The 26,316-nt window shown below is 63.5% G+C and carries 22 protein-coding genes; 9 read left to right on the forward strand and 13 right to left on the reverse strand.

The window, feature by feature from the left end; all coding sequences use genetic code 11:
• Window positions 1-37 precede the first annotated feature (37 nt).
• The 6 genes from FCU66_RS06570 to FCU66_RS06595 form a co-directional block, all read right to left on the reverse strand.
• Window positions 38-196, reverse strand: a complete 159-nt coding sequence (locus FCU66_RS06570) for a DUF3309 family protein (protein ID WP_136618380.1) — start codon at window positions 194-196, stop codon at window positions 38-40.
• A 95-nt stretch (window positions 197-291) separates the two neighbouring features.
• Window positions 292-3,465, reverse strand: a complete 3,174-nt coding sequence (locus FCU66_RS06575) for an efflux RND transporter permease subunit (RefSeq protein ID WP_136618381.1) — start codon at window positions 3,463-3,465, stop codon at window positions 292-294.
• Window positions 3,466-3,545: 80 nt separating this feature from the next.
• Entirely contained in the window at window positions 3,546-4,721 is a 1,176-nt protein-coding gene (locus tag FCU66_RS06580) for an efflux RND transporter periplasmic adaptor subunit (protein ID WP_136618382.1), read from the reverse strand.
• Window positions 4,722-4,875: 154 nt separating this feature from the next.
• Window positions 4,876-5,484, reverse strand: a complete 609-nt coding sequence (locus FCU66_RS06585) for a hypothetical protein (RefSeq protein ID WP_136618383.1) — start codon at window positions 5,482-5,484, stop codon at window positions 4,876-4,878.
• Window positions 5,481-7,754, reverse strand: a complete 2,274-nt coding sequence (locus FCU66_RS06590) for a xanthine dehydrogenase family protein molybdopterin-binding subunit (RefSeq protein ID WP_136618384.1) — start codon at window positions 7,752-7,754, stop codon at window positions 5,481-5,483. Before FCU66_RS06590 ends, FCU66_RS06585 begins: the two co-directional genes overlap by 4 nt.
• Window positions 7,755-7,756: 2 nt before the next feature.
• The gene (locus FCU66_RS06595; protein WP_136618385.1) at window positions 7,757-8,218 is read right to left on the reverse strand and encodes a (2Fe-2S)-binding protein; all 462 of its coding nucleotides are present in this window, start codon (window positions 8,216-8,218) and stop codon (window positions 7,757-7,759) included.
• A gap of 113 nt (window positions 8,219-8,331) precedes the next feature.
• Here FCU66_RS06595 and FCU66_RS06600 point away from each other — a divergent pair, with 113 nt between their 5' ends.
• Window positions 8,332-8,928: a TetR/AcrR family transcriptional regulator gene (locus FCU66_RS06600; protein ID WP_136618386.1), complete on the forward strand. Its 597-nt coding sequence runs from the start codon at window positions 8,332-8,334 to the stop codon at window positions 8,926-8,928.
• Window positions 8,929-8,961: 33 nt separating this feature from the next.
• Here the strand turns inward: FCU66_RS06600 and FCU66_RS06605 are convergent, their stop codons facing one another.
• The 3 genes from FCU66_RS06605 to FCU66_RS06615 all read right to left on the reverse strand — a co-directional run bounded on the left by FCU66_RS06605 (window position 8,962) and on the right by FCU66_RS06615 (window position 12,196).
• Window positions 8,962-10,092 (reverse strand): patatin-like phospholipase family protein, encoded by a 1,131-nt coding sequence (locus tag FCU66_RS06605; protein ID WP_136618387.1) that lies wholly within the window; start codon window positions 10,090-10,092, stop codon window positions 8,962-8,964.
• Between the two features lie 49 nt (window positions 10,093-10,141).
• The gene (locus tag FCU66_RS06610; protein ID WP_136618388.1) at window positions 10,142-10,924 is read right to left on the reverse strand and encodes a 3-hydroxybutyrate dehydrogenase; all 783 of its coding nucleotides are present in this window, start codon (window positions 10,922-10,924) and stop codon (window positions 10,142-10,144) included.
• A gap of 183 nt (window positions 10,925-11,107) precedes the next feature.
• Entirely contained in the window at window positions 11,108-12,196 is a 1,089-nt protein-coding gene (locus FCU66_RS06615) for a citrate synthase/methylcitrate synthase (RefSeq protein ID WP_136618389.1), read from the reverse strand.
• A 92-nt stretch (window positions 12,197-12,288) separates the two neighbouring features.
• Between FCU66_RS06615 and FCU66_RS06620 the strand changes: the two genes are divergently transcribed.
• On the forward strand, window positions 12,289-13,428 hold the full coding sequence (locus FCU66_RS06620) for a citrate synthase (RefSeq protein ID WP_136618390.1): 1,140 nt from the start codon (window positions 12,289-12,291) through the stop codon (window positions 13,426-13,428).
• A gap of 44 nt (window positions 13,429-13,472) precedes the next feature.
• On the opposite strand, the gene phaR is transcribed toward FCU66_RS06620, so the two are convergent.
• Window positions 13,473-14,084 carry a polyhydroxyalkanoate synthesis repressor PhaR gene (phaR, locus tag FCU66_RS06625; protein ID WP_136618391.1) on the reverse strand — a complete coding sequence of 204 codons (612 nt, stop codon included), beginning with the start codon at window positions 14,082-14,084 and terminating at the stop codon, window positions 13,473-13,475.
• A gap of 299 nt (window positions 14,085-14,383) precedes the next feature.
• On the opposite strand from phaR, the gene FCU66_RS06630 reads away from it, so the two are divergent.
• The 6 genes from FCU66_RS06630 to FCU66_RS06655 all read left to right on the forward strand — a co-directional run bounded on the left by FCU66_RS06630 (window position 14,384) and on the right by FCU66_RS06655 (window position 22,595).
• A complete protein-coding gene (locus tag FCU66_RS06630; protein WP_136618392.1) occupies window positions 14,384-15,562 on the forward strand; it encodes an acetyl-CoA C-acetyltransferase in 1,179 nt (392 codons plus the stop codon).
• Between the two features lie 125 nt (window positions 15,563-15,687).
• Window positions 15,688-16,413: an acetoacetyl-CoA reductase gene (phbB, locus tag FCU66_RS06635; protein ID WP_136618393.1), complete on the forward strand. Its 726-nt coding sequence runs from the start codon at window positions 15,688-15,690 to the stop codon at window positions 16,411-16,413.
• Between the two features lie 730 nt (window positions 16,414-17,143).
• On the forward strand, window positions 17,144-20,560 hold the full coding sequence (locus FCU66_RS06640; RefSeq protein WP_136618394.1) for a helicase-related protein: 3,417 nt from the start codon (window positions 17,144-17,146) through the stop codon (window positions 20,558-20,560).
• A gap of 125 nt (window positions 20,561-20,685) precedes the next feature.
• Window positions 20,686-21,072 carry an RNA-binding S4 domain-containing protein gene (locus FCU66_RS06645; RefSeq protein WP_127297242.1) on the forward strand — a complete coding sequence of 129 codons (387 nt, stop codon included), beginning with the start codon at window positions 20,686-20,688 and terminating at the stop codon, window positions 21,070-21,072.
• 235 nt (window positions 21,073-21,307) lie between these two features.
• Complete coding sequence (gene fdxA, locus FCU66_RS06650; protein ID WP_095487362.1) at window positions 21,308-21,646, forward strand: ferredoxin FdxA; 339 nt, start codon at window positions 21,308-21,310, stop codon at window positions 21,644-21,646.
• A gap of 367 nt (window positions 21,647-22,013) precedes the next feature.
• Window positions 22,014-22,595 carry a CarD family transcriptional regulator gene (locus tag FCU66_RS06655; protein ID WP_013529179.1) on the forward strand — a complete coding sequence of 194 codons (582 nt, stop codon included), beginning with the start codon at window positions 22,014-22,016 and terminating at the stop codon, window positions 22,593-22,595.
• 105 nt (window positions 22,596-22,700) lie between these two features.
• On the opposite strand, the gene FCU66_RS06660 is transcribed toward FCU66_RS06655, so the two are convergent.
• The 3 genes from FCU66_RS06660 to FCU66_RS06670 form a co-directional block, all read right to left on the reverse strand.
• Complete coding sequence (locus tag FCU66_RS06660; protein ID WP_136618395.1) at window positions 22,701-23,474, reverse strand: amino acid ABC transporter ATP-binding protein; 774 nt, start codon at window positions 23,472-23,474, stop codon at window positions 22,701-22,703.
• Entirely contained in the window at window positions 23,471-24,151 is a 681-nt protein-coding gene (locus FCU66_RS06665; RefSeq protein WP_109664849.1) for an amino acid ABC transporter permease, read from the reverse strand. The genes FCU66_RS06660 and FCU66_RS06665 overlap by 4 nt, the downstream gene beginning before the upstream one ends.
• 141 nt (window positions 24,152-24,292) lie before the next feature.
• Window positions 24,293-25,066, reverse strand: coding sequence for an amino acid ABC transporter substrate-binding protein (locus FCU66_RS06670; RefSeq protein ID WP_136618396.1), 774 nt, complete (start codon window positions 25,064-25,066; stop codon window positions 24,293-24,295).
• 329 nt (window positions 25,067-25,395) lie between these two features.
• Here FCU66_RS06670 and FCU66_RS06675 point away from each other — a divergent pair, with 329 nt between their 5' ends.
• Window positions 25,396-26,259, forward strand: a complete 864-nt coding sequence (locus FCU66_RS06675; RefSeq protein ID WP_109664843.1) for an RNA polymerase factor sigma-32 — start codon at window positions 25,396-25,398, stop codon at window positions 26,257-26,259.
• Window positions 26,260-26,316 lie beyond the last annotated feature (57 nt).

Raw genomic sequence — 26,316 nt, forward strand, 5'->3', positions numbered from 1 at the left:
CTTCAGACTGAAAGTCCCTACGGACCGAAAGGGCGGCTCAGAGCCGCCCCATCAACAGCAACACCAGAAGCACCACCAACACCACGCCGACAATGCCCGACGGCCCATAACCCCAGGAGCGCGAATGCGGCCAGGCCGGCACCGCGCCAATGAGGACAAGGATCAGGACGATGATGACGATGGTGTTGATCGGCATGAGAGAGTCCCTGCATTGACGCTTTGCTCAGGGACAATGCAAAAGGCCGCCCGGTTGTTCCGGGCGGCCTTTGCCATTCAAATCGGGAAGCCTGCCTATTCGGCTGCTTTTGGAAAGGCGATCGCCGGCTCGGCGCCGGCATCACGGCCTGGCGTTTCGGTAGACGAAACCGTGCCTTTGCCGCGCCGGAACACCCGGCGGAAAAACGCGTAGAAGCGGCTGTTCTTGCTGCGCGTGAAGATCATCAGCATCGACGGCGTCACCACCAGCGTCAGCAGTGTGGCAAAGGACAGACCGAAGACGATCGCCGACGACAGCGAAATCCACCATTGCGTCGACGGCGCATTGATCGTCGTCTCGTGATGGAAGATTTCGAGACCGAGGCCAAAGGCGATCGGCAGCACACCAAGGATCGCCGACACCGCCGTCAGCACGACCGGGCGGGCGCGCTCGCGGCAGGTCTGCAGCACCGCGTCCATCTTGTCCCAGCCTTCTTGGCGCAGCCGGTCATAGGTGTCGATGAGCACGATGTTGTTGTTGACCACCACGCCGGCCAGCGCGATGACGCCGATGCCCGACATGACGATGCCGAACGCCTCTCCCGTCAACAGCAGCCCCAGGAACACGCCGATCGTCGCCATGACAACGCAGGACAGCACCATCAGCACACTCGTGAATTTGTTGAACTGCATCAGAAGCACGAGGAAGATCAGGAAGATCGCCGCCCCGAAGGCCTTGCCGAGGAAGGCGCTGGCCTCGGCGCTGTCTTCGTTCGAACCAGCCAGCTTCCAGCGCGTGCCGCTGTCCAGCTTCATATCGGTGACCGCCTGGGTGACCTCCTGTTGCACGGCCGCAACCTGCGCACCGGCCGCGACATTGGCCTGCACCACCACGGTGCGTGCGCCATCGATGCGGTTGAGGATGCCGACGCTGGGCTTCGCCTTGCGGACGACGAAGTTCGAGATCGGCACCGAACCTTGCGAGGTCTGCACCCGGAGTTCGTCGAGCGTCGACAGCGTGCGCCGGTCTTCCGGCAGGCGCAGCCTGATGTCGACCGCCTTGTCGGCGCCGGCCGGGCGGTATTCGCTCAGCTTCAGGCCGTTGGTCACCAACTGCACGACCGTTCCGACCGCGGTCGGGCTGATGCCGTACTGTGCCGCTTTGGCGCGGTCGACTTCCAGTGCCCAGTCTACACCGGGCGGCGGCAGGCCGTCGGAGATGTCGATGACGCCCGGCACCTTGGCGATGCGCGCCGCCACGGCGCGGGCCTTCTCGTCCAGGCCGGCCGGGTCGATGGCCGAAAGCCTGATCTGGATCGGCTTGCCGGTGGGCGGGCCGGCCTCCGGCACGCGGACCTCGACATCGACGCCGGGAATGCCGGCCATGACGCCACGCAACTCATCCAGGATCTGGTTTGCCGATTTGCGCTCACGCCAGTCGACAAATTCATACTGGATGACGCCGACAACGTCTTCCGGAACGTCCTGGCCGCCGCCCTGCGTCTTGCCGACAAGGGTGTAGACGGATTTGACGCCAGGCCAGCCGAGCAGCCGGTTTTCGGCGATCTTGGTCGCGGTGTCCATTTCGGCCAGCGAAAGATTGCCGCGTGCGTGCACGTAGAGCAGGCCGTAGTCGGGCTCGACACTGGGGAAGAACTCGACACCGGCGCCATATTTCGAATAGGCGTAGCCGACGCCGAACAGCAGCGCCACGGTCAGCAGAACCACGGTGATCGGGAACCGCACCGCCTGCTTGACGATGGCCATGTACCAACCGTCGCGATTGTCGTCTTCATGGTGCTGCGGCGCCTTGGCGAAGATCGCCCCCAGCGTCGGCGCGAAGACCAGCGCATAGAGCATCGAGGCCGACAGCGTGACGATCAGGGTGATCGGCATGTATTTCATGAAGTCGCCGATGATGCCCGGCCAGAACAGCAGCGGCGAAAACGCCGCGATGCGCGTCATCGTCGCGGCGATGACCGGACCGGCCATGCGCTTGGCGGCAAGCGCGAAGGCTTCCGCCTTCGGCATGCCCTCGCTCATCCGCCGCTCGGCGAACTCGGTGACGATGATGGCGTCGTCGACCAGCATGCCGACGGCCAGAATGAGGCTGAACAGCACGATCATGTTGATCGTGTAGCCCATCATCGCCAGCAACAGGATACCCATCAGGAAGGATGATGGAATGGCGAGACCGATCAGCAGCGAGGCACGGCCGGACAGCGCATAGAGGATGACGACGAACACCAGGATCACGGCGATCATGACGTGGTTCTGCAGGTCACCGAGCAACTGGTTGACGAAGACCGACTTGTCCTGCGTGTAGGTGACGTTCATGCCTTCCGGCATCGTCTTGAGGAACGCATCCGATACGGCCCGCACCTTGGTGAGCGTGTCGATCAGATTGGCGCCGATGCGCTTCTTGACCTCGATGGCGATGGCCGGCTTGCCGTTGAGGCGGGTGATCGTTTCGGCATCGGCGAAGGTCGATCGGATCGTGGCAATGTCCCTGGCGTGAACCACGGCATTGGGGCCGGCGACAACCGGCAGGTTGGCGACATCTTCCGGAGTCTCGATCAACGACGGTACCTTGACCGCGTACTTGCCTTGCGAACCTTCGAGGTTGCCGGCGGCGACCAGGCTGTTCGAAGCGCCGACGGCGCCGATCAGCTGATCGAGCTGCAGGCCGTAAGAAGACAGTTTCATCGGATCGATGACGACTTCGACGAGATCGTCACGCGAGCCCTGCAACGAGCCTTCGAGAACACCGGGCACTTCCTCGATGCGGTCGCGCAATTCGCGAGCGGCGGCGGTCAGAACGCGCTCGGGCAATTCGCCCGACAGGGTGACGACGAGGACCGGGAATTCGGAGATGTTGACTTCGGTGACCACGGGCTCTTCGGCAGCCTGCGGCAGGTCGGCCTTGCCGTCCTGCACCTTGCTGCGCGTATCCTGCAGTGCCGTCGCCAGGTTTGTCTGCGGCTGGAACTCGACCAGCACATAGCCGCCGCCCTGGAAGGCAGCCGAGCGCATTTCCTTGAGGCCCTTCAGGCTCTTCAGCTTGCTTTCCATCGGCCGCAGCAAAAGCCGCTCGGAATCCTCAGGCGAAATGCCTTGATAGATCAGGCTGACATACATCATCGGAATCGGAACGTCGGGTTCCGCTTCCTTCGGCGTCGACTGATAGGCGACCCAGCCGGCGAGCAGCAGGAAGGCCAGGACCGAGATGGTCAGGCGGGCATTGTTGATCGCGAGTTTGACGATATCCATGGCTAACGCCTGTTCTTGAATTTCAGGAGCTGCGTCGCAGCCGCTTGTCCCCGCCCAGGGCCTGTCCGCGCTAACCCGTGCTACTGCGTGCCGGCGGTCGCTTCACCCAACAGCTTCTGGATGGTCGCCTGGTCAGCCTCGACCGGCTTGACGACGTCACCTTCCTTCACCAACTCCTGGCCGGCGACGATGATGCGCGCGTCGGCCGGAATGCCGCCAAGTACGAGGCCGGTCGGCGTGTCGTCGACGAGGTCGATCGGGAAGAACGCCACCTTGTTGTCCTTGTCGACGGCGCGAATGCCGAGGTCGCCCTTGTCGCCAAGCGTCACCACCGAGCGCGGCAGCAGGACCGCGTCGGTCGGCAGCGCGCTGAGCTGGATTTCCGCCGTCATGCCGGCCGGCACCGAGCCATCGGCATTGGGGATGGCGACCTCGACACGGAAGGTGCGGGTCGCCGACGACGCATCGCGGCTGATATAGCGCACGGTACCTTCGACGGTCTGGCCGCTGACCAGCCGAACGCTGGCCTTGTCACCGATCTTGAGATAGCCGAGGTCGCGCTCGCTGATCTCGCCGCGCGCAATCACCGGATCGAGCTTGAGGATGGTCGCCACCTCGCCGCCCTGCATGACGGAACTACCGAGTTCCACCGGCACCCGGTCGATGACACCGTCAAACGGCGCCTTGACTTCGTTGCGGTCAAGCTCGGCCTGCGCGGTATCCAGTTGCGATTGCGCCAGGGTCAGATTGGAGCGGGCGGTGTCGAGCTGCAGCTTCGGCAAATTGCCGGTCTTCATCAGCCGCAGCGACGCGTCCAGCTCGGCCTGGCGCTGCACCACGAGCTGCCTGGCGTTGTCGACCATCGAGATCTTTTCTTCCGCCGCAAGCATCAGCACCAGATCGCCGGTCTTGACGTGATCGCCTTGCTTGACCGGCAGCTTGTCGATGACGCCGGCGACGCGCGTTGCCAGCACCGCCCGCTTGTCGGCTTCGGTCAGTCCGGAAATGCGGATGGCACGAGCATAGGTCTTGCGCGGCGGCGTCACCACCGCGACGGTGCGCAGCGGTGCCTTCGGCTCGGCTTCCGCCGTCTTGGGTTTGGCCGCGTCCGGCGCCTTGGCCTGCTCGACTTCGGCTGCCTTGGCTTTGTTGGCGGCTACGCTGCCGACCGACGAAAACTCGCCTGTCGCCATCCACGCCGCGAAACCAATGAGCACAACAATGGCTGCAAGCTTGTGAAACCTGATTCTCGGCATCGTCGTTTTTTCCACTGCGGGTTCGGCCAGCGTCCTCATAACGCGGGCGCGTCGCCGATATGGGTGCGCGCCGGGCCGTGTTCAATTTGCCGTGATCGGCGAAGCGCGCTTCTACATCAAAGTTGCACCGCAATATAGTGCGAAAGTTGCGGGATCATTGCGCCACCGGACAAGATGCGCCCGCCGCCGCCCAGTTTTCGATCGCTCGATAGGTTGCTTCGGCAGTGCCCGGAGCCGGCTCACGATCCGACCCCGGCGCCCAGCCCCAGGCGACCAATTTGTCGTCGCGAACATGCAGCGCGATATCCTTCAAGCTACGGTTGCCATTGCGCAGGGGATCCTTGATCTGAGCGCAGATCTCGGCCGAGGATTTGCCGAACCAGGCCATCTCGGTTGGCGCCAAATGCCAGCTACCGGCTCCGGGTGGCCCGTGCAATGCATTGGAATTGCTGGAGAAATGGCAGGTCGTGCAGCGCAGGCCCGGATTGCCGAAGCCCGATCCGTCAGCGCCGCGCTGGACATTGAAGGCATGAACGCGGGTGCCGCCATAATGCGCGCCGGACCAGCGCGGCCGGTCGTCCGCGACATGACAGTCGGCACAGCGCGGATGCGAGAACACCGCATAGATCTTGTCCCATTCGGACAGGCCTTTCGCCGCGTCGACCGTCGCCGGCGCCGGCGTCTGGTTCTCTTGCGCGATCGCGAACGGCACTGCCAGGACGAGCATGGCAGCAGGCGTCAGCATGATGAGGAGCTTCTTCATGCGAAGGCCACCGTTTTCGACAGCGGCAGCGAGCGGATGCGCTTGCCGGTGAGCGCGAATATGGCGTTGGCAAGGGCCGGTGCCGCCGGCGGTGTGCCGACCTCGCCGACGCCGCCCATCTTGTGGAAGTTCTCCAGGATGGCGACTTCGAAGACCGGGCACTGGAAGATCCGCATGGCGTCGAAATCGTGGAAGTTCGACTGTTCGACCATGCCGTCGGCGAAGGTGATTTCTTGGCCCATCGCCGCCGACAGGCCGTAGATGGCGGCCGAAATCAGCTGCGCCTCGATGATGCCGGGATCGAGCGCGGTGCCGACATCGGCGGCGATCCACACCTTCTCGATACGGATACCGACCGGCGTGTCCGCCACCTGGACGATCTCGCCGACCCAGCTGCCGAAGGACAGCGTGAAGGCCATGCCCTTGGCCTTGCCGGCGGGCAGCGCCTCACCCCATTTCGCCATCGCGGCGACTTTCTCCACCACCTTCACCGCCGAGGGATAGGCGGCCATCAGTCTCTTGCGCATCCCGACCGGATCGATTTTTCCGGCAACGGCGATCTCGTCCATGAAGCCTTCATGGAAGAAGCCGTTGACCGAACTGCCGACCGAGCGCCAGGAGCCGACGGGGATGGAGACCGGCGCCGTGACACCACTGACCCGGTAGTTCGGGATGGTGTAGGGCTGGTCATAGGCGCCATCGACAATGGTCTTGTCGGGACCGAGCGGCGATATCGAGGGGAACAGCCGGCGCAGCGTGCCGGCAATCACCGATGGCGAGGCCATCTTCATGTCGACGGCGACCGGCATGCCATCATCACCGAGCCGCGCCTGGAACTTGCCGATAGCGGCTGGTCGATAGGCGTCGTGGCGCATGTCTTCTTCACGCGTCCAGGTCACCTTGATCGGACGCCCGCCTGTCTCCTTCGCCATCAGCGCGGCGCACAGCGCGTAATCCATCTCGACGCGCCGGCCGAAACCGCCGCCCATGAAGGTGGTGTGCACGGTGATCTTGTCCTGCTCGATGCCGACCGCATTGGCACAAAGCTGCCGCACCAGGGTCGGCGCCTGGTTGCCGCACCAGATGTCTAGCGCGCCGTCCCTAAACTGTGCCGTCGCGTTCATCGGCTCCATCGTCGCATGCGCCAGATAGGGCACCGCATAGTCGGCCTCGACGATCCTTTCGCGCGGCGCGTCGGCAAAGGCGGTATCGACATCGCCATTGTCGCGCATCACCGAGCCCTTGGTGCCAAGCGTCTGCTTCAGCACATCGGATATGGCGGCACTGCTGAGCGGGTATTCGGGGTCGGACCACTGGGCGTCGATCGCCTCGGCTGCCTTGAACGCCGCCCATGTATTGTCGGCGATGATGCCGAAGCCATGGCCGTAATTCGTTTCGAGCGGCACGATCTTGATCACGCCAGGCATTTTCTCGGCCTTGGAGAGGTCTGCCTTGACCGGCGTCGACCAGAAGCGCGGGCTCATCTTGACCGTGCCGTAGAGCATGTCCGGCAGCCGGACATCGATGCCGAAGATCGGCGCCCCGGTGACCTTGGCCAGCATGTCGATGCGCTTTTGCGGCTTTCCCAGCAGGTTCCAGTCGGCCCGGTCCTTGAGCCTGACTTCGGCCGGCGGCGCCATCGCGGCAGCGGCCGCGGCGACCGCGCCATAGGTCAGCGACTTGCCAGACGCCTTGTGCAGGATCGAACCGTCAGCCGTTTCCAGATCGGCGGCGGCGACACCCAGTTTTTGCGCCGCAGCCGCGATCAGCATCTGCCGGGCGGCAGCACCCGCTTGCCGCATCTTGTCAAAACCATCACGTGTCGAAGCCGAACCACCGGTGCCCTGCAGGGCAAGGAACTTGCCGACCACGCCAAGGCCCGAGCGCACCGCTTGCGCGGTCATGCTCTCGTCGAAGAAGGCGAACGGACCACCCTCTTCAAGGATCGCTGCGTTGTAATAGGCGTAGGAGGCGGGGCCGTGCTCGACCTTGACCCGATCAAGGTCGACATCGAGTTCTTCAGCGACCATGACGGCGAGCGTCGTCGAAATGCCTTGCCCCATCTCGGCGCGCGGCGCGACGATGGTGATGGTGTTGTCGGCGCCGATCTTCACATAGGGGTTGAACGTCGCCTCGCCCTTGCCGAGCTCGACCTCGAGCGGGTTCGGAAAAGGCTTGCGATAATAGTAGTAGCCGACGGCAACGCCGCCCGCGACGGCGGCCGCGCCAATCAGAAACGTGCGGCGGGCGATCTTTCCGACACTGGCCATGGTCAGAGCCCCGCCGTCTTGAGCGCAGCAGCCTTCTTGATGGCCGAGCGAATCCTAGGATAGGTGCCGCAGCGGCAGAGATTGCCGCCCATGGCGTTGTCAATGTCGGCATCGCTCGGGTCGGCGACTTCGTCGAGCAGCGCCACCGCGCTCATGATCTGGCCGGCCTGGCAGTAGCCGCATTGCGCGACCTGTTCCTCCAGCCATGCCTGCTGCACCGGATGCAGTCTGCCCGCAGTGCCGATACCTTCAATGGTGGTGACGGCGCCGCTGACCTGGCCGACCGGAAGCGAGCAGGAACGCACCGGCTGACCGTCGACATGAACGGTGCAGGCGCCGCAGGCGGCGATGCCGCAGCCGAACTTCGGTCCGGTCTTGCCGATGAGATCGCGCAGCGCCCACAGCAGCGGCATGTCCGGATCGGCATCGATATCGAATGACTGCCCGTCGACGGTGAGGCGCATGGGGATACCCTTTGTTGCCCGAGGTGAAATGGCCACCTGGTCATTTCATCCTCAAACAGATTGACAAATTACGTCATTTTGTCAATTAAGATTTTGCAGGATAGAATTGCTCCATGAATCAGATCGAAGACATCGCCGCCGCCGACCCCAAACGCGTCCGCATCCTGGATGGGGCGATGAAGGTGTTTTTGGCCTATGGCTTCTCCCGCACCACCATGGATGACATCGCCCGCGCCGCCGACATGTCGCGGCCGGCGCTCTATCTCCTGTTCAAGAACAAGACCGACATTTTCCGCGCCATCGCCATGATGATCCTGTCGCGCTCGGTCGAGGCGGCACAAATGGCTCTGGCCGGCGACGGCACCTTCACCGAGCGTATGATGCGAGCCATCGATGAGGCATTCATCTCGATGATGAGCGCCGTCATTGCCTCGCCGCACGGCGCCGAATTGCTGGACATGAAGTCGAGCCTTGGCGATCTGGTGGGATGCTGGCGCGGCGGGCTTGGCAAGCATATTGCCGCTGCAATCGAAGGCGAAGCAACCAGGAACGGCGTCGATCTGGCGGCCAGGGGCCTGTCGACGCAACTGCTTGCCGACATGCTGCTCGACGGGCTGGAAGGCATGAAGGCGCGGATCAGCGATCCGGAGGGGCAGCGGCAGGCAGCCGCCGCCCTGATCAGGGTGATCAACCTGACCTTGAAAGCATGATCGCGGACCAATTGATGCACATCGATTGGTCGTTCAGGCCCGGCGGCGCTCCGCCTCGGGATTCTTCCGCGCAGCAAGAAATTCCTTGACCCGGCGGCCGGGTGCCGGACCGCGCACCGGCTTGAAGCCGTCATCGAGTTCGCCGGAGAGATCGAGTGTCGGACGCTTGCCGACGGCGTCGTAATTCTCTTCCAGCCAGTCGCTGGCTGCGGTGCGGCCGAGATCGCGCAGATAGGTCAGGAACGCCCATTCGGCATTGACCTTCGATGACGCCGACAGGTCCTTGAACGCTTCGTCGGCATCGATGCGGTGCATGCGGATGTCGCGGTATTCGCCATGCGGCAGACGGCCGGCGGCGATCAGTTCCTTGACGAAGGCGATCGAGCGGAATTCACGCAGCAGCCCGGCGTTGAAGGTGATCTCGTCAATGCGGTTCTGGATCTCGTTGGCGCTCCTCGGCGTTCCCTCCCGCACCACCGGATTGATCTGCACCAGAAGCACGTCCTCGGTCGCGGCCGTCTTGAAGAAAGGATAGAGCGCCGGATTGCCGCCATAGCCGCCATCCCAATAGGGCACGCCCTTGATCTCGACGGCACGGAACAGTTGCGGCAAGCAGGCCGAGGCCATCACCGTGTCGAGGTCGATCTCGCCGTCGGAAAAGACGCGCAACTGTCCGGTCTCGACATTGGTCGCCGAGATGAACAGTTCCATCGACTTGCAGGCGCGGACATTCTCGAAATCGATCTCCTGCTGCACCACGTCGCGCAGCGGATTGAGGCCGAGCGGGTTGGCGACGTAGGGCGAGAACACCCGCGACATGGTGTCGAAGAAGACGTAGCCGGGCGTGTTCTCGATCGACCAGTTGCCCCAGGCGACATCCCAAGGCATGCGCTGCACCGGGCTGAACCGGCCCTTGGCCGCCACCGCACGCCAGAAATCGTCGAGTTTTTGCCGGGCTCCCTCGACGCCACCGCGGACAAAGCCGTCGGCCAGCGCCACCGCGTTCATGGCGCCGGCGCTGGTGCCGGACACTGCTGATATCTCCAGCCGTCCGTCCTCCAGCAGGCGGTCGAGCACACCCCAGGAAAAGGCCCCGTGCGAGCCGCCCCCCTGAAGTGCTACGTTGATCTTCTTCGTCTCCTCCGCCTTGCCGTTTTTGGTCATGGCGTCGTCCTTGATCTGTCTGTTTGGGTAGATGAGAAAATTTTGCGCCTCACGCGGCGGTCCAGCCGCCGTCGACGGAGAGATGCGTGCCGTTGACCTGCGCTGCCGCGTCCGAACACAGGAACACCGCCGCTGCCGCGATCTGCTCAACCGTGACGAATTCCTTGGTCGGCTGCTTGTCCAGCATGACCTCGCGGATGACGGTCTCGCGGTCCATGTTGTGGGCTTTCATCTGGTCGGGGATCTGCGCCTCGACCAGCGGCGTCAACACATAGCCCGGGCAGATGGCGTTGCAGGTGATTTTCTCACGCGCCAGTTCGAGCGCGACGGTCTTGGTCAGCCCCATGATGCCGTGCTTGGCCGCGACATAGGCCGACTTGAACGGTGACGCGACCAGGCCATGCGCCGAGGCAATGTTGACGATCCGGCCACCGCCGGCCTTTTTCATCAGTGGAATTGCGGCTGCGATGGTGTGGAACGCCGACGAGAGGTTGATGGCGATGATGGCATCCCACTTCTCGGTTGGGAATTCCTCCACCGGCGCGACATGCTGGATGCCGGCATTGTTGACGAGGATATCGACCGACCCGAATATCTCAGCCGCCTTGGCGACAAGCGCCCGGCATTCGGCCGGTTTCGACATATCGGCCTTGATGTAGACAGTCTTCACCTTGTGCTGTCTGGCGATTGCATCGGCGATGGCGTGGTCGGCGGCCGTGTCGGAGAAGGAGTTGACGACGACGTTATGGCCTTCGGCCGCCAACGCCTGGGCGATGGCCAGGCCAATGCCCGATGTGGAGCCGGTGATAATTGCGGTTTTTCTGGCGGCCAAGGGCAGAATCCTCTGGTTGCGGCAAGAGCGGACTTATGTTGCAGTGCAGCATATAGGCTCAATGCGACGCAATAACAGCGGCCAGAATTTGCGGCGAGATGAAATTTTCGTCATGAGCGGCCACACGGCCGCTCACCAGGAGGACGTAGGCTGGATCGCCCCGCCCTTCCCAGGCGAAAGAACTCAGGCAACCAGGTCCGGTACAGGCCCAACATAGCGCGACTGCGGACGGATCAGCCGTCCGGTCGTCTGCTGCTCGCGTGCATGGGCAATCCAGCCGGCGACACGCCCCGCGGCAAAGACATTGCTGAAGGCTGACGGTGGAAAGCCCGCTGCCTCCAGCAACAGCGCGGTGTAGAACTCGACATTGGTCTGCAGCGAGCGCGACGGCTTGGCGACCCGCAGCACGTCGAGTGCTGCTTGCTCCACTGTCTCCGCGAAGGCGAGCCGGCGGCCGGTTTCGCCCTCGCCGCCGAGTTGCCGCACGACCGCCTTCAGTACATCGGCGCGCGGATCGCGCACGCGGTAGATGCGATGTCCGAACCCCATGATGCGCTCGCCATGCGCGACCTCGTCGCGCAGCCAACCGGCGGCATCGCCATGCGCCTGGATCGCATCCAGCATCTCGATGACAGGGCCAGGCGCGCCGCCATGCAGCGGCCCCTTGAGCGCGCCAAGCCCGGCCAGCACGGACGAAGTCAGGCCAGCCAGTGTCGAGGCGACCACGCGTGTGGCGAAGGTCGATGCGTTGAGGCCATGATCGCAGACGGTCACCAGATAGGTGTCGAGCGCTTTTGCCAGCGCCGGCGAAGCGGCCGCACCGTTGAGCATCCTCAGCATATCGGCGGCATGGTCGGCGCGGCTGTCCGACGCGATCGGCTCCTCGCCGCGCTGCAGGCGCAGCAGGGCCGGTGTCAGCACCGCGGGCGCCGCGATCAGCAGCAAGGCGTCCGTCAGCGTATCGCCGTCCGGCAGCAGCGCCATGCCGGCGCGCATAGCGCTGTAGACATCGAGCGATGCCAGCAGGGGCAACGAGGGCAAAAGCCGTTCGAACACGTCCGCACGTGCCTGGCCCAGAGCCCGCGTCAATTCCGCATCATCGGGAAGGTCGTCGAAGAAGCCATCCAGCAGCAACCGAACAACCTGCGCATAACGCCAGCGGCCGGCCAGTTCCGGCAGCGAATGACCTCGGATCGTCAGACGGCCGCCAAGACCATCCACATCGGACAGCACCGTTTCCGCCGCCACCACGTCATCGAGCCCATTCGCCATAGCCTGTCTCCTTGAAGCATTTCCGGATCGGAGATAAGGCTGGGCAACACATCCATCAATCTTGATCAATAGAATCAATATCAGAGCTCGATATGTCCGAGTGGTTGTCCAGGGAAGAAGCGCTCGAGCGCCTTAAGGTGCGGGCACAGACGCTGTACGCCTATGTCAGCCGTGGGCGCATCGGCATGCGGCCCGACCGCGCCGATCCGCGCCGCAGCCAGTATCGTGCCGACGATATTGCCGCCCTGGCGATCCGCCGGGCACGCGGCCGCAGCCCGTCAGTCATCGCTGAAAGTGCCATTGCCTGGGGCGAGCCCTCGATCGCAACGGCGATTTCGACCGTCTCGCACGGTCGGCTCGTCTATCGCGGGCAGGACGCCGCAGCGCTTTCTGCATATGCCACGTTGGAAGAAGCCGCTGCCGTCCTGTGGGCTCTGCCAGAACCGGTGGCTTTCGAAGCACCGTCGCCGGATGCGCCGCATCAGGCTGGCCGAGCCGCGGCCTTTGCACGACTTGCCGTGCTTGCCGGCCAGGGACGCCCATCGCTTGGGCGCAGCGCCGCCTCGCTGCATGCCGATGCCGCGCACGCGGTCGGCGTGCTGGCCGGCGCGCTGGGCGCTCCGGCGGGATCAGGTCCGGTCCATCAACGGCTGGCGCAGGACTGGTCGGTGGATGCCGGCGGCGCCGAAGCGATCCGCCGCGCGCTTGTCCTGCTTGCCGATCATGAGCTGAATGCGTCGACCTTCGCCGCGCGCGTCGCAGCCTCGACCGGCGCGCCGCTGGCCGCTTGCCTGCTCGCTGGGCTCGCGACACTATCGGGACCACGTCATGGCGGCGCCGGCGAGGCGGTGATGCAACTGGCCGAGGATGCGGCGCGACATGGCGCCGATGCGACGATCCGGCGCTGGCTCAGCCATGACCGGCCGCTGCCGGGGTTCGGTCATCAACTCTATCCCGACGGCGACCCCCGGGGGACGGCGCTGCTGTCGGTGATCGAGGTTGACGGCACACTATCGTCGCTGCGCGACGCTGCCCTTGCCGCGACCGGAGCGCTCCCCAACATCGACTTTGGGCTGGCCGCGCTGACGCGCAGCCTTGGCTTGCCGCGCGATGCACCGTTCCGCCTGTTTGCGCTCGCACGCAGCGTCGGCTGGGCCGCGCACACGGTAGAACAGATAACAAGCGGAAGTGTCATCAGGCCGCGCGGCCGCTATGAGGGCGTGCTGCCTTAGGTCGCCGATGCGCCGTTGCTATCGGATCTTGCGATCCTAACGGCTCACGACATCGTGTCGAGCTTGCGCTGCATGGCCGCGATCTGATCCTTCAGCTCCTGAAGGTCGTCGGGTTTTTCTGGCGTTTCCTTCCTGGCCGGCTCGGGCGTTGGCGCAGCGGCCGGCGCGGAGCCAGCGGGCGGGAACGGCGTGAACAGCCGCATCGCGTTCTGGAACATTTCCATGTTGCGGCGTGTCTGTTCCTCCAGCGCCTTGATCGGCGTGGTGATCTTCATCATGTCGAGCGGCGACTTGCTGATCGCCCCCTTCATCTGCTCGCGAAAGCGTTCCTGCTCCTTGGAAAAGGCGAGCATCGACTGTTCCAGGAAGCTCGGCACGATCATCTGCATCTGGTCGCCGTAATAGGCGATCAGCTGGCGCAGGAACGGGATCGGCAGCATGTTCTGCCCGTCCTTGTTCTCCAGTTCGAAGATGATCTGGGTCAGCACCGGATGCGTAATGTCGTCGCCGGTCTTGGCGTCCTGAACGGTGAACTCCTCGCCCTTCTTGACCATCTCGGCGAGGTCCTCGAGCGTCACATAGGTGCTGGTGCCGGTGTTGTAGAGGCGGCGATTGGCGTATTTCTTGATGATGATCGGATCGTCTTTAGCGGCCATCTACATCCTCCCGGGGACACCGGCGCGCCTCTGAGTAAGCCGCCGATAACGATTGTGCCTTTTTTGAGGATATGCGCAAAAGCCGCATAATTCCAAGCAGTTTGTGCAGTGCGGGATCACTAAATGCTGCATAGCGGGCAAAATATGCTGCGCAGCAATGGACGAACGGCCGCCACGGCAAGGCGCGACCTGCTTGCCGCGCATGGGCGCCATGCCCATTTCCGGTTTGACTTGGGGTTGGGAAAGGGCAAGAAAAGTCCTCAACGACAGAACAACACCCTTGAAGTCTGGAGAAGAAAATGTCCGCTTCCATCGTCATTGCCAGTGCGGCGCGCACGCCGGTCGGTTCCTTCAACGGCGCCTTCGCCGCGACCCCGGCGCATGAGCTCGGTGCCGTCGTCATCAGGGAATTGCTGTCGCGTGCCGGTGTCGAGCCAGGCGAGGTCGACGAGGTCATCCTCGGTCAGGTGCTGACGGCCGCGCAAGGGCAGAACCCGGCCCGCCAGGCATCGATCAATGCCGGCCTGCCCAAGGAAACCACCGCCTGGGGCCTCAATCAGGTTTGCGGCTCGGGTCTGCGCGCCATTGCGCTCGGCATGCAGCAGATCGCCACCGGCGATGCCAAGGTGATCATCGCCGGCGGCCAGGAATCGATGTCGCTTTCGACGCATGCCCAGCACCTGCGCGCCGGCGTCAAGATGGGCGACTTCAAGCTGATCGACACCATGATCAAGGACGGACTGTGGGATGCCTTCAACGGCTATCACATGGGCAACACCGCAGAAAACGTCGCGCGTCAGTTCCAGATCACCCGCGACGACCAGGACCAGTTTGCGCTGGCCTCGCAGAACAAGGCCGAGGCTGCGCAGAAGGCCGGCAAGTTCAAGGACGAGATCGTCGCCGTCACCATCAAGGGCAAGAAGGGCGACACCATTGTCGACCAGGACGAGTACATCCGCCACGGCGCCACGATCGACGCCATGACCAAACTGAAGCCGGCTTTCGACAAGGACGGCACGGTCACCGCCGCCAATGCCTCCGGCATCAATGACGGCGCCGCCGGCGCGCTGCTGATGAGCGAAGCGGAAGCGGTGAGGCGCGGCATCACCCCGCTGGCGCGCATCGTGTCCTGGGCGACCGCCGGCGTCGATCCGCAGATCATGGGCACCGGACCTATTCCCGCCTCGCGCAAGGCCTTGGAAAAGGCTGGCTGGTCGATCGGCGATCTCGACCTGGTCGAGGCCAACGAAGCCTTTGCAGCGCAAGCCTGCGCCGTCAACAAGGACATGGGCTGGGATCCCTCGATCGTCAACGTCAACGGCGGCGCCATCGCCATCGGCCACCCGATCGGCGCTTCGGGCGCCCGTGTCTTCAACACGCTGGTGTTCGAGATGCGCCGGCGCGGCGCCAAGAAGGGCCTCGCTACGCTCTGCATCGGCGGCGGCATGGGCGTCGCCATGTGCGTGGAAGCACTCTGATAGAAAAGTGAATAGCCAATAGGGAGTAGCGAATAGGGGAGAATGGCGTCAGCGCGACGGGATATCAAATCCCTACTCGCTATTCGCCACTCCCTATTCGCTCGCCCGACCAACGGGAGGAACATATGACCAAGGTAGCAATCGTCACGGGCGGATCGCGCGGCATCGGCGCGGCGATCTCGATCGCATTGAAGACCGTCGGCTATTCGGTTGCCGCGAATTATGCCGGCAATGACGAAGCGGCGGCAAAATTCAAGGCCGAGACCGGCATTCCGGTCTACAAATGGTCGGTCGCCGACTATGATTCCTGCGCCGCCGGCATCAAGCAGGTCGAGGCCGATCTCGGCCCCGTCTCGGTGCTGGTCAACAATGCCGGCATCACCCGTGACGCCATGTTCCACAAGATCACGCGCGAACAGTGGAAAGAGGTCATCGACACCAACCTGTCCGGCGTCTTCAACATGACGCATCCGCTGTGGAGCGGCATGCGCGACCGCAAGTTCGGCCGGGTCATCACCATCTCCTCGATCAACGGTCAGAAGGGCCAGGCCGGCCAGGTCAACTATTCCGCCGCCAAGGCCGGCGACATCGGTTTCAGCAAAGCTCTCGCTCAGGAGGGGGCTCGCGCGGGCATCACCGTCAACGTCATCTGCCCCGGCTACATCGCCACCGAGATGGTCAAGGCGATCGACGAGAAGGTGCTCAACGAGCGCATCATTCCGCAGATCCCTGTCGGCCGCCTCGGCGAGCCCGAAGAAATCGCGCGCTGCGTCGTCTTCCTCGCGTCCGAAGATGCCGGCTTCATCACCGGCTCGACCATCACAGCCAATGGCGGCCAATACTTCGCCTGACGACGCCGTAATGTAAGTGGAGAGATCGACGGGCCGGCACACCGGCCCGTTTTTCGTTGCCGGCACGGTCCCTTCGATGTGCCCGCAATGGCTGCTGACCCAATCCGGCACGCAGAGGTTAACAGCGGCCAGCCGCCCTGTGCGAAACCTGTCTCCGAGCCTGTGGATTCTCGGTGGATAAGCTGTTCACAACACAAGATATTGGGGTGAACAAAACAGGAAGATTCCGGCATCGCTGATTCGTCGCCGATTCGTTCCGGCTTTGAGCGGAACGTTAACGACGACAGCCGGAATCGCCTGCCAATTCCTTAACGCAGATTAAGAAAGATCAACAATTTCAGAACTTTGGGTGAGGCACGCCAAGCCATTGTGATCGTTTATCGGCAAAGGTTAACGGCAACACCCTCTTAGCATGAAACGGGCCAGTTCAGCGATTCAGCATGTGGTGCGACTCCCGGTCGCAAAATCCACATGTAGCCGTGAACAAAAGCTGAATCTGCAGGAGTCACTGATTCGTCGCCGATTCGTTCCAGACTCGTTCTATCCGTTAATTCGCAGCCGGTTGAGAGCTTGACAAAACACCTTCTCGCCGCCGGCGGAACATTCCGCTTTCGCTTCGCGCCCGAAATCCCTATGTGTCGCCTGTCATACGCGCCACTTGAGGCACGCTCCCGACAACCAGAGGCCAGAAAGCCTTATTTCCAGGTCCCGGAAGCCTTATTCTAGGTCAATGAACATCCAGCCCAAACACTCCGAGCCGCTAATCCTGTCGGGCCGCGACGTGACCGCCGTGCTGGGGCCGACCAACACCGGCAAGACCCATCTCGCTATCGAACGCATGGTGGCGCACGAGAGCGGCATCATCGGCCTGCCGCTCAGGCTGCTGGCGCGTGAGGTCTACGCCCGCGTTTGCGAAAAGGTCGGCGCCCACAAGGTCGCGCTGATCACCGGCGAGGAAAAGATCCAGCCTGCCGGCGCCAAATATTCGGTCTGCACCGTCGAGGCCATGCCGCGCGAGACCGACGCCGCCTTCGTCGCCATCGACGAGGTGCAGCTTGCCGGCGACCTCGAGCGCGGCCACATCTTCACCGACCGCATCCTGCATTTGCGCGGCCGCCAGGAAACGCTGCTGCTCGGTGCGGCCACCATGCACGGCATCCTGCAGCGCCTGCTGAGGGGTGTCTCGGTGGTGACGCGGCCGAGGCTGTCGCATCTTGCCTATGCCGGCTCCAAGAAGCTGACACGCCTGCCGCGGCGCACGGCGATCGTCGCCTTCTCGGCCGACGAGGTCTACGCCATCGCCGAGCTGATCCGCCGCCAGCAAGGCGGTGCCGCCGTCGTGCTCGGCGCGCTCTCGCCGCGCACCCGCAACGCCCAGGTGGCGCTGTTCCAGTCCGGCGATGTCGACTATCTCATCGCCACCGACGCCATCGGCATGGGCCTCAACCTCGATCTCGACCACGTCGCCTTCGCCCAGAACCGCAAGTTCGATGGCTTCCAGTATCGCAACCTGACCGCGGCCGAGCTTGGCCAGATCGCCGGTCGCGCCGGCCGGCATCTGCGCGACGGTACCTTCGGCGTCACCGGCCAGGTCGACCCGCTGGACGAGGAGCTGATCAAGAAGATCGAAGGCCATGATTTCGATCCTGTGAAGGTGCTGCAGTGGCGCACCGCGCATTTCGACTTCGCCAGCCTCGATGCGCTGAAGCGCTCGATCGAGACCAACGCCCCGGTCGAGGGACTGACGCGGGCATTGCCTGCCGTCGACGCGCAGGCGCTCGAGCATCTGTCGCGCGACGAGGACATCCGCGCGCTTGCCACCAACGCCAAGCGCGTGGCGCTGCTGTGGGAAGCCTGCGCGCTGCCCGACTACCGTAAGATCGCGCCGGCCCAGCATGCCGACCTCATTGCCTCGATCTACACGGACCTCGCACGCCACGGCCATGTCGACGAGAATTACATGGCCGAACAGGTGCGCCGCGCCGACACCACAGAGGGCGATATCGACACGCTGTCGCATCGCATCGCCCAGATCCGCACCTGGACATTCGTGTCGAACCGGCCCGGCTGGCTGGCCGATCAGGCACACTGGCAGGAAAAGACGCGCGAAATCGAAGACAGATTGTCGGATGCGCTGCATGAGCGGTTGACGAAACGCTTCGTAGACCGCAGGACTTCCGTCCTCATGCGGCGCCTTAGAGAAAATACCATGCCTGAAGCCGAAATTAGTCCTACCGGAACCGTCCTTGTCGAAGGCCACCATGTCGGCGAGTTGCAAGGGTTCCGCTTCACCGCCGACCAGACCGCCGGCGGTGAAGACGCCAAGGCGGTGCGCACTGCCGCCCAGAAGGCGCTGGCCGCCGAGTTCGAGGCGCGCGCCGAACGCTTCGGCGCCTCAGCCAATGGCGACATCGCGCTTGGCTCGGACGGCACGCTGCGCTGGATCGGCGCGCCGATCGGCACGCTGGTCTCGGGCGAAGACGCGCTGAAGCCGCGCCTGGTGCTGCTGGCCGACGAACAACTGACCGGCCCGGCGCGCGACAAGGTCGCCGCGCGTGCCGAGCGGTTCGTCAATTTCCAGATCGAGTCGCTGCTGAAGCCGCTGGTCGACCTGAAGAACGCCGATCAGATCTCCGGCATCGGCCGCGGCATCGCTTTCCAGCTGGTCGAGAATTTCGGTCTCATCAACCGACGCGACATCGCTGAGGAGATGAAGTCGCTCGACCAGGAAGGCCGCGCCGCTCTTCGCCGGCTTGGCGTGCGCTTCGGCGCCTACCATGTCTTCGTGCCGGCGCTGATCAAGCCGGCGCCTGCCGGACTGGTGACGCTGCTGTGGGCGCTGAAGAATGATGGCAAGGACAAGCCAGGCTTTGGCGACGTGGTCCATGCGCTCGCCTCGGGCCGCACCTCGGTGGTCATCGACCCGGCCTTCGACAAGACCTTCTACAAGCTTGCCGGCTACCGCAATCTCGGCCGCCGCGCCGTGCGCATCGACATTCTGGAACGGCTGGCCGACCTGATCCGCCCGGCGACCAACTGGAAGCCCGGCCTCGGCCAGCGTCCGGACGGCGCCTATGACGGCCAGTCCTTCATGGTGACGCCGCCGATGATGTCGATCCTCGGCGCCACCGCGGACGACATGGAAGAGATCCTCAAAGGTCTCGGCTACCGCGCCGAGCCGAAGCCGGCCGTCGAGGTCAAGGCGCGGCTCGAAGCACAGGACAATGCCGCGCGCGAAGCGGCGGTGGCGAAGCTTGCGGCGGAAGAGGCTGCACGAGCCGAGCAGGCCAAAGCGGCCGAAGCCGCGGCAACGGATGCCGCAGCAGAGGCCGCAGTCGAAGGGTCGGAGCCGGCATCGGACACAGTGGCCGTTTCGGAAACGGCGGCCGAAATTCCCGCCGAAATCATCGCTGACGCCGCGGCGGAACCTGCTGCGCCTGCCGTGGAAGAACAGGCGGACGCTCCGGTCGAAACCGTGCAAGACGAAGCGCCTGTAGCCGAGGCTGTGGCCGAAGCCGCTGAACCTGCGCCGGTTGAACCGCAGGCAGAGGCTGAAGCTGCCGAGATTGAAGCCGCAGCGGCAGAAGAAGCCGCACCAGCCGAGCAAGCGGCAGATGCCGCGCCGGAAGAGCCTGCAGCGGCGGCTGAAGTAGCCATCGGCGAACCTATGCCGGAAGCCGAAGCGCCAAAACCCATCCTGTTGTGGCGTCAGGGTCGTTTCGAACAGCGCCCGCGCAACCGCGACGACAACCGCAGGAACAATCGCCCGCGCAACGGACAAGCGCGCGGCCGAAGCGATGCGCCTGCGGATGCCGCCGGCGCACCGGCCGCAGCTGCACCCGGAGAACGCCCGGCCCATGAAGGACGGCGCGATGGAGCCGGCAAGCCGCGCTTCGACCGCTCGAAGTTCAAACCCAAGCCGCAGGCTGAAGGCGAACAGCGGCGTGACGGCCGGCCGCAAGGCGAGCGTCCCGACCGCCGCGAAGGCCGTCCCGACTGGAAGGGTGGCAGGCCGGATGGCAAGGGTGGTCCGCAAGGCGGCAAGCCCGCCTTCCAGCCAAAGCCGCGCGAGGAGCGCCCGGTGCGCTTCGATCCGGACTCGCCCTTTGCCAAGCTCGCCGCATTGCGCGACCAGCTGAAGAAGTAGGCCAGAGCCGGATGATTTCAGGTCGAATCGACCTGAGATCTGAATCCGCCTCTAAACTAAGAGATAGAGCATGATGTCGTCCGAAAACCGCTTCGCACTTTTCGGCATCATGCTCTAGCGCTTCGATGGTTGCTGAAGGCCGCCAGCGTATCGACAAATGGCTGTTCTTCTCGCGCGCCGTGAAATCACGCTCGCTGGCGGCAAAGTTGGTCGTCGCCGGGCGGGTTCGCATCAATCGCGACAAAGCAGCGCAGGCCTCCGATCAGGTCAAGCCTGGCGACGTGCTGACCATCACGCTCGAGCGGCGCATCTTCATCTGGAAGGTGCTCGGCGCCGGTACACGACGCGGCCCGGCCGAGGAGGCCCGCACGCTCTACGAGGATATGTCGCCGCCGCCCGCACCGAAGGGCGAGGCCCCTCCCGATGCAATTCCGGGGCTGCGCGAGGCCGGCAGCGGCCGCCCGACCAAGAAGGAACGCCGCCAAACCGACCGTTTGCTTGGCGAAGACTGACGCATGTCGTCCCAAAATGCGTAGCGATTTGGGGCAACGACACGCCTGGGGCAAAAACTGAACCCGGCAAACAAGACACTGCGCGGGACATGACTGACTTCCGCCGGGCCTGCCGTCTGGAATTCCATTCCGGAAACACCGGCACCTCCCGCAATGGCTACCCTTGCAAGCGGCCGATAAAGGCGTTACCTGACGGAAAAAGCCCAACAAAAATGGGACGTCCCGGAGCCGACCGATGACCTATGTCGTGACCGACAATTGCATCAAATGCAAATACATGGACTGCATCGAGGTCTGTCCGGTCGACTGTTTCTACGAAGGCGAGAACATGCTCGTCATCCATCCCGACGAGTGCATCGACTGCGGCGTTTGCGAGCCGGAATGCCCGGCCGACGCGATCAAGCCCGACACCGAGCCCGGCCTCGACAAATGGCTGCAGATCAACACCGAATACGCCGACAAATGGCCCAACATCACCGCCAAGAAGGAGCCTCCGGCAGACGCCAAATCCTTCGACGGTGAGGCCGGCAAGTTCGAGAAATACTTCTCGGCAGAGCCTGGCGAAGGCGATTGACAACACGGCCGCAAAGGCCGGTATTACGCAAGGTAAGAGGCACGTCACATTAACCGGCTTGACAGCCGGCGCCGACCTGTGGCCTTCGCGTATGCAGCAAAACCTTGATTCTTCCGACTTTTTGTGTTACATCAGCGAAACATGCCGGTGACACAACGTCGATTTATGGCGCAGACGCCCCAAATCACTGAAAGGTGAAAATCCCATTCCGGACCAGAGCGATCTGGGCCAGGCGGTCGCAATATTGCGTTTGCCGGTCCGGCTTTTCCGATGGGTTCATCTGTTGTGCGGCTAACGATCGGTTTCCCCGATCGAGCGAGTTCGGGCCGGCAGGACGCCGGTACCACAACAAGGAGTTCAGGGCGTAATGGCAACGATCACCCCGCAGAAGAAGTCCACCGCTGCGCGTCACGGTTTCAAGACCGGCGAGTACATCGTCTACCCGGCGCATGGCGTCGGCCAGATCGTCTCGATCGACGAGCAGGAAGTTGCTGGACACAAGCTGGAACTGTTCGTGATCGACTTCTCGAAGGACAAGATGCGCCTGAAGGTGCCGGTCGCCAAGGCGACCTCCATCGGCATGCGTAAGCTGTCGGAAGAAGATTATGTCGAGCGCGCGCTGAAGGTCGTGCAGGGCCGCGCCCGCGTCAAGCGCACCATGTGGTCGCGCCGCGCCCAGGAATATGATGCGAAAATCAATTCGGGCGACCTGATCTCGATCTCGGAAGTTGTGCGCGACCTCTACCGCGCCGACAACCAGCCGGAGCAGTCCTATTCCGAGCGTCAGCTCTATGAGGCGGCCCTCGACCGCATGGCCCGCGAGATCGCGGCCGTCAACCGCATGTCGGAAACCGAAGCCGTGCGCCTGATCGAGGTCAACCTCAACAAGGGCCCTAAGCGTGGCGCCAAGGCCGACAATGAGGAAGCCGAGCAGGAAGAAGCTGCCTGAGCTTTTCGCCTTTGAATTCATGAAAAACCCGGCCTTGCGCCGGGTTTTTTGCTTTCTGGCCGGGTTTTTTGCTTCTGGGAAGTGACGCAGAACCGAAGGCAGCACTTACACCTCGCCGCCACCTTCCTTCATCGCCTCCTGCTTCAGCGTCGCGATGAACCGCTTCGTCCGCTGCTGCTCCGGATTGTTGAACAGCACCGCAGCCGGCCCCTTCTCGACGATGACGCCGGCATCGAGGAAGACCACTTCCTGCGCGATCTTGGAGGCGAGGCGCAGATCATGTGTCGCCATCACCATGGTCGTGCCTTCGTTGGCGAGCTTGCCCAGCACATCGACCACCTCTTGCGCCAGTTCTGGGTCGAGCGCCGAAGTCGGTTCGTCGCAGAGCAGCACTTTCGGCGACGGCGCCAAGGCGCGGGCGATCGCCACGCGCTGCTGTTGGCCGCCGGACAGCGTCGCCGGCCAGGCATCGGCCTTGTGCGCCATGCCCACCTTCTCCAGCAAAGCCAGCGCCCGCTCGCGGGCCCTCTCAGGCGGCCATTTCAGCACCGTCACCAGCCCTTCCATGACATTCTCGATCGCGGTGCGATGCGGAAACAGCTGGAAGTTCTGGAACACCATGCCGGTCTGCAGCCGCAGGCGCTGGATATCCCTGGCCGGAACCCTGCCGCCGGGATGGAATTCGAGCGTCTCGTCACCGATGCGCACCGTGCCTGAGGTCGGGATCTCCAACAGGTTGATGCAGCGCAGCAGGGTGCTTTTTCCCCCGCCCGAAGGGCCGACCAGCGCCGTGACGCTGCCTTCGGCAATGGTGACCGTCACGCCCTTCAGCACGAGATTGTCGCCAAAGCGCTTCTCGATTTTGGTAAGGCCGATCATGAGCGTGCCTCCAGGAAGCCGCCATAGCGGTTGAGCCGAGTTTCCAGCCGCGTCTGCAAGGCCGACAGCACCGAACTCAACGCCAGATAGAGGATCGCTGCCTCGACATAGAGGATCAGCGGCTCATAGGTGGTGGCGACGATGCGCTGCGCCGCTTGGAACATCTCCGGCACGGTGATGGCAGCGGCCAGCGAGGTGTCCTTGACCAACGAGATGAAGGTGTTGGACAGCGGCGGCACCGCGACCCGGCCGGCTTGCGGCAGGATGGTGCGCCGCATCGCCTGGCTCCAGGTCATGCCGATCGAATAGGCGGCCTCCCACTGGCCCTTCGGCACCGAGCCTATGGCCGCGCGGATGATTTCCGACGTGTAGGCGCCGATGTTGAGCGTGAAGCCGATCAGAGCCGCCGTGAAGGCATCGAGCAGGATGCCGACCGACGGCAGGCCGTAGAAGATCAGGAACAGCTGCACCAGGAGCGGCGTGCCGCGAAAGATCCAGACATAGAAGCGCACAAGCGCGACCAGCGGCTTGGGGCCGAACAGCCGGGCAAGTGCCGCACCCAGGCCGACCGTCAAGCCAAGAGCGAAGGACAACAGCGTCAACGGCACGGTGAAGATCAGCGCCGCCCACAACAGCGAAGGCAGCGACTCCAGCATCAGTTGCAGCCAGTGCGGCACGTAAGACCCTCCAAATTGGTCGAAGCGGCTTCGTCAAGGCGCGAACGCGTCAGCCATATCACGACGAAAGCGGCGGGCCGTCAAAGACGGCTCGCCGCTTGATATCTCTGATGGGCCGGAGACCGGCCCCACCTGACAAAATTACTTCGAAACGTCCTGGCCGAAATAGGTGTCGGAGATCTTCTTGTAGGTGCCGTCGGCCTTGATGTCGGCCAGCGCCTTGTTGATCGCTGCGACCAGTTCCGGATCGCCCTTGCGCACGATGACGCCGGAATAGTCGGCGTTTTCCTCTTGCGCGGCGATCTTCACATTGGCGTCGGGCTTGTGCTTCTTGAAGTCGAGGAATGACAGGCTGTCATTGATGGTCGCGTCGGCGCGGCCGGTCAAAAGCAGCTGGATCGACTGGTCGAAGCCATCGGTGCCGACCAGCTCGGCGCCGTTCGTCTCGGCCAGCTTGCCGAAATTCGAGGTCAGCGACTGCGCCGACTTCTTGCCCTTGAGATCGGCGAAACTCTTGATGTCGGTGTTGTCGCCGCGCACGATCAGCACCGCCTTGGAGGCGATGTAGGGATCGGAGAAATCGTACTTGGCCTTGCGGGCGTCGGTGATGCCGACTTCGTTGATGACGGCGTCATAGCGATTGGCGTCGAGGCCGGCGATCAGCCCGTCCCACTTGCCTTCGAGGAACTCGGCCTTGACGCCGAGCTTGTCGGCGATCGCCTTGGCGATTTCGACGTCGAAGCCGACCAGCGCGCCGGACGTGTCATGATAGGTGAATGGCGCATAGGTGCCTTCCGTGCCGACCTTGATGACCCCGGCCTGCTTGATCTGGTCGAGGTTGGCGCCGGCATGGCCTGCGGTGACAGCCAGAGCCTGCAGCGTTCCGGCGATGATGAGCGACTTGAGCCATTTCATTTTTCTGTGATCCCGTCCTTGGCCGGATATCCGGCATGTTGTGAGCGCTGGAAACTGGCAGATGCAAGGCAAGAAAATAAGGAATGAAATTTCAAAAACAATCCGCTTTTGAAATCAGATACTCAAAATTCTGTTTTTCGACGTGAGTCGGCGCCATTCCAGATCATCCCGCAGGCCGTCTGGACAGCGTGTCAGGCGCGGCACCGGCCAGGGAACCATTCCCGTGCATGGCACGTTCTGGCTGTTCTAGGGCACGACGCCGCCATTTCAACCTGGGCGCCGGCCAAGTTTGCAACGTCATCCGCATCGCCTGAGCCAGGGAGCGCCTCATGATGGAAGACACGGCAGGACGGATCATGGTCCGCGCGGCAATGAGGGCTCCCTACCTCGAACGTGACGAGGAACATCGGCTGGCATTGCTCTGGAAAGAGGACAACGACCAGAACGCACTGCACAGCATCACCGTCGCCCATATGCGGCTGGTCATTTCCATGGCCTCCAAATTCCGCCATTACGGCCTGCCGCTCGGCGATCTGATCCAGGAGGGTCATGTCGGCCTGCTTGAAGCCGCTGCCCGCTTCGAGCCGGAGCGGGAGGTGCGGTTCTCGACCTACGCGACGTGGTGGATCCGCGCCTCGATGCAGGACTACATCCTGCGCAACTGGTCTATCGTGCGCGGCGGCACCAGCTCGGCGCAGAAGGCGCTGTTCTTCAACCTGCGACGCCTGCGCGCGCGGCTGGCGAATGGCGCGGAGCCGCTGTCCAACGCAACGCTCTATCGCGAAGTGTCGGAGGCGCTCGGCGTCTCCGAAGCCGATGTGGCGATGATGGATTCGCGGCTGTCGGCGCCCGACTCCTCCCTCAACATGCCGATTGCCGACGATGCGGGTTCGACCGAGCGCATGGATTTCCTGGTCTCGGATGATCCGCTGCCCGACGAGATCGTCGGCGACAAGATTGATGTCGCGCGCCGCTCGCTCTGGCTGAGGGAAGCGCTTCGCGCGCTCAACGCACGCGAGCTGAGGATCATCGAGGAACGCCGGCTGAACGACGAGGGCGCAACACTCGAAGCGCTCGGCGAGACCCTCGGCATTTCCAAGGAGCGTGTCCGCCAGATCGAGGCCCGCGCCATGGAAAAGCTCAAGGTCGCGTTGGTGAAGCAGAACCCGGAGTTCATGGCGACTGCCGCCTGATCTCCTGACGCCTCCCCATCTGCTGATGCAGCGACGACCGCGTCGAGCGCCGGGCGC

It is taken from the genome of Mesorhizobium norvegicum, from assembly GCF_004919685.1.
Taxonomy (GTDB): domain Bacteria; phylum Pseudomonadota; class Alphaproteobacteria; order Rhizobiales; family Rhizobiaceae; genus Mesorhizobium; species Mesorhizobium norvegicum.

What these genes read in the sequence shown, in the direction of transcription:
- FCU66_RS06615 (WP_136618389.1), bottom strand. Translation starts at nt 12,196, where the DNA reads ATGGCGAATGGGCTCGATGACGTGGTGGCGGCGGAAACGGTGCTGTCC.
- FCU66_RS06590 (WP_136618384.1), bottom strand. Translation starts at nt 7,754, where the DNA reads ATGGCCAGTGTCGGAAAGATCGCCCGCCGCACGTTTCTGATTGGCGCG.
- FCU66_RS06675 (WP_109664843.1), top strand. Translation starts at nt 25,396, where the DNA reads ATGATGGAAGACACGGCAGGACGGATCATGGTCCGCGCGGCAATGAGG.
- fdxA (WP_095487362.1), top strand. Translation starts at nt 21,308, where the DNA reads ATGACCTATGTCGTGACCGACAATTGCATCAAATGCAAATACATGGAC.
- phaR (WP_136618391.1), bottom strand. Translation starts at nt 14,084, where the DNA reads ATGGCCGCTAAAGACGATCCGATCATCATCAAGAAATACGCCAATCGC.
- FCU66_RS06670 (WP_136618396.1), bottom strand. Translation starts at nt 25,066, where the DNA reads ATGAAATGGCTCAAGTCGCTCATCATCGCCGGAACGCTGCAGGCTCTG.
- FCU66_RS06655 (WP_013529179.1), top strand. Translation starts at nt 22,014, where the DNA reads ATGGCAACGATCACCCCGCAGAAGAAGTCCACCGCTGCGCGTCACGGT.
- FCU66_RS06595 (WP_136618385.1), bottom strand. Translation starts at nt 8,218, where the DNA reads ATGCGCCTCACCGTCGACGGGCAGTCATTCGATATCGATGCCGATCCG.
- FCU66_RS06585 (WP_136618383.1), bottom strand. Translation starts at nt 5,484, where the DNA reads ATGAAGAAGCTCCTCATCATGCTGACGCCTGCTGCCATGCTCGTCCTG.
- FCU66_RS06580 (WP_136618382.1), bottom strand. Translation starts at nt 4,721, where the DNA reads ATGCCGAGAATCAGGTTTCACAAGCTTGCAGCCATTGTTGTGCTCATT.
- FCU66_RS06575 (WP_136618381.1), bottom strand. Translation starts at nt 3,465, where the DNA reads ATGGATATCGTCAAACTCGCGATCAACAATGCCCGCCTGACCATCTCG.
- phbB (WP_136618393.1), top strand. Translation starts at nt 15,688, where the DNA reads ATGACCAAGGTAGCAATCGTCACGGGCGGATCGCGCGGCATCGGCGCG.
- FCU66_RS06570 (WP_136618380.1), bottom strand. Translation starts at nt 196, where the DNA reads ATGCCGATCAACACCATCGTCATCATCGTCCTGATCCTTGTCCTCATT.
- FCU66_RS06660 (WP_136618395.1), bottom strand. Translation starts at nt 23,474, where the DNA reads ATGATCGGCCTTACCAAAATCGAGAAGCGCTTTGGCGACAATCTCGTG.
- FCU66_RS06620 (WP_136618390.1), top strand. Translation starts at nt 12,289, where the DNA reads ATGTCCGAGTGGTTGTCCAGGGAAGAAGCGCTCGAGCGCCTTAAGGTG.
- FCU66_RS06605 (WP_136618387.1), bottom strand. Translation starts at nt 10,092, where the DNA reads ATGACCAAAAACGGCAAGGCGGAGGAGACGAAGAAGATCAACGTAGCA.
- FCU66_RS06600 (WP_136618386.1), top strand. Translation starts at nt 8,332, where the DNA reads ATGAATCAGATCGAAGACATCGCCGCCGCCGACCCCAAACGCGTCCGC.
- FCU66_RS06645 (WP_127297242.1), top strand. Translation starts at nt 20,686, where the DNA reads ATGGTTGCTGAAGGCCGCCAGCGTATCGACAAATGGCTGTTCTTCTCG.
- FCU66_RS06630 (WP_136618392.1), top strand. Translation starts at nt 14,384, where the DNA reads ATGTCCGCTTCCATCGTCATTGCCAGTGCGGCGCGCACGCCGGTCGGT.
- FCU66_RS06640 (WP_136618394.1), top strand. Translation starts at nt 17,144, where the DNA reads ATGAACATCCAGCCCAAACACTCCGAGCCGCTAATCCTGTCGGGCCGC.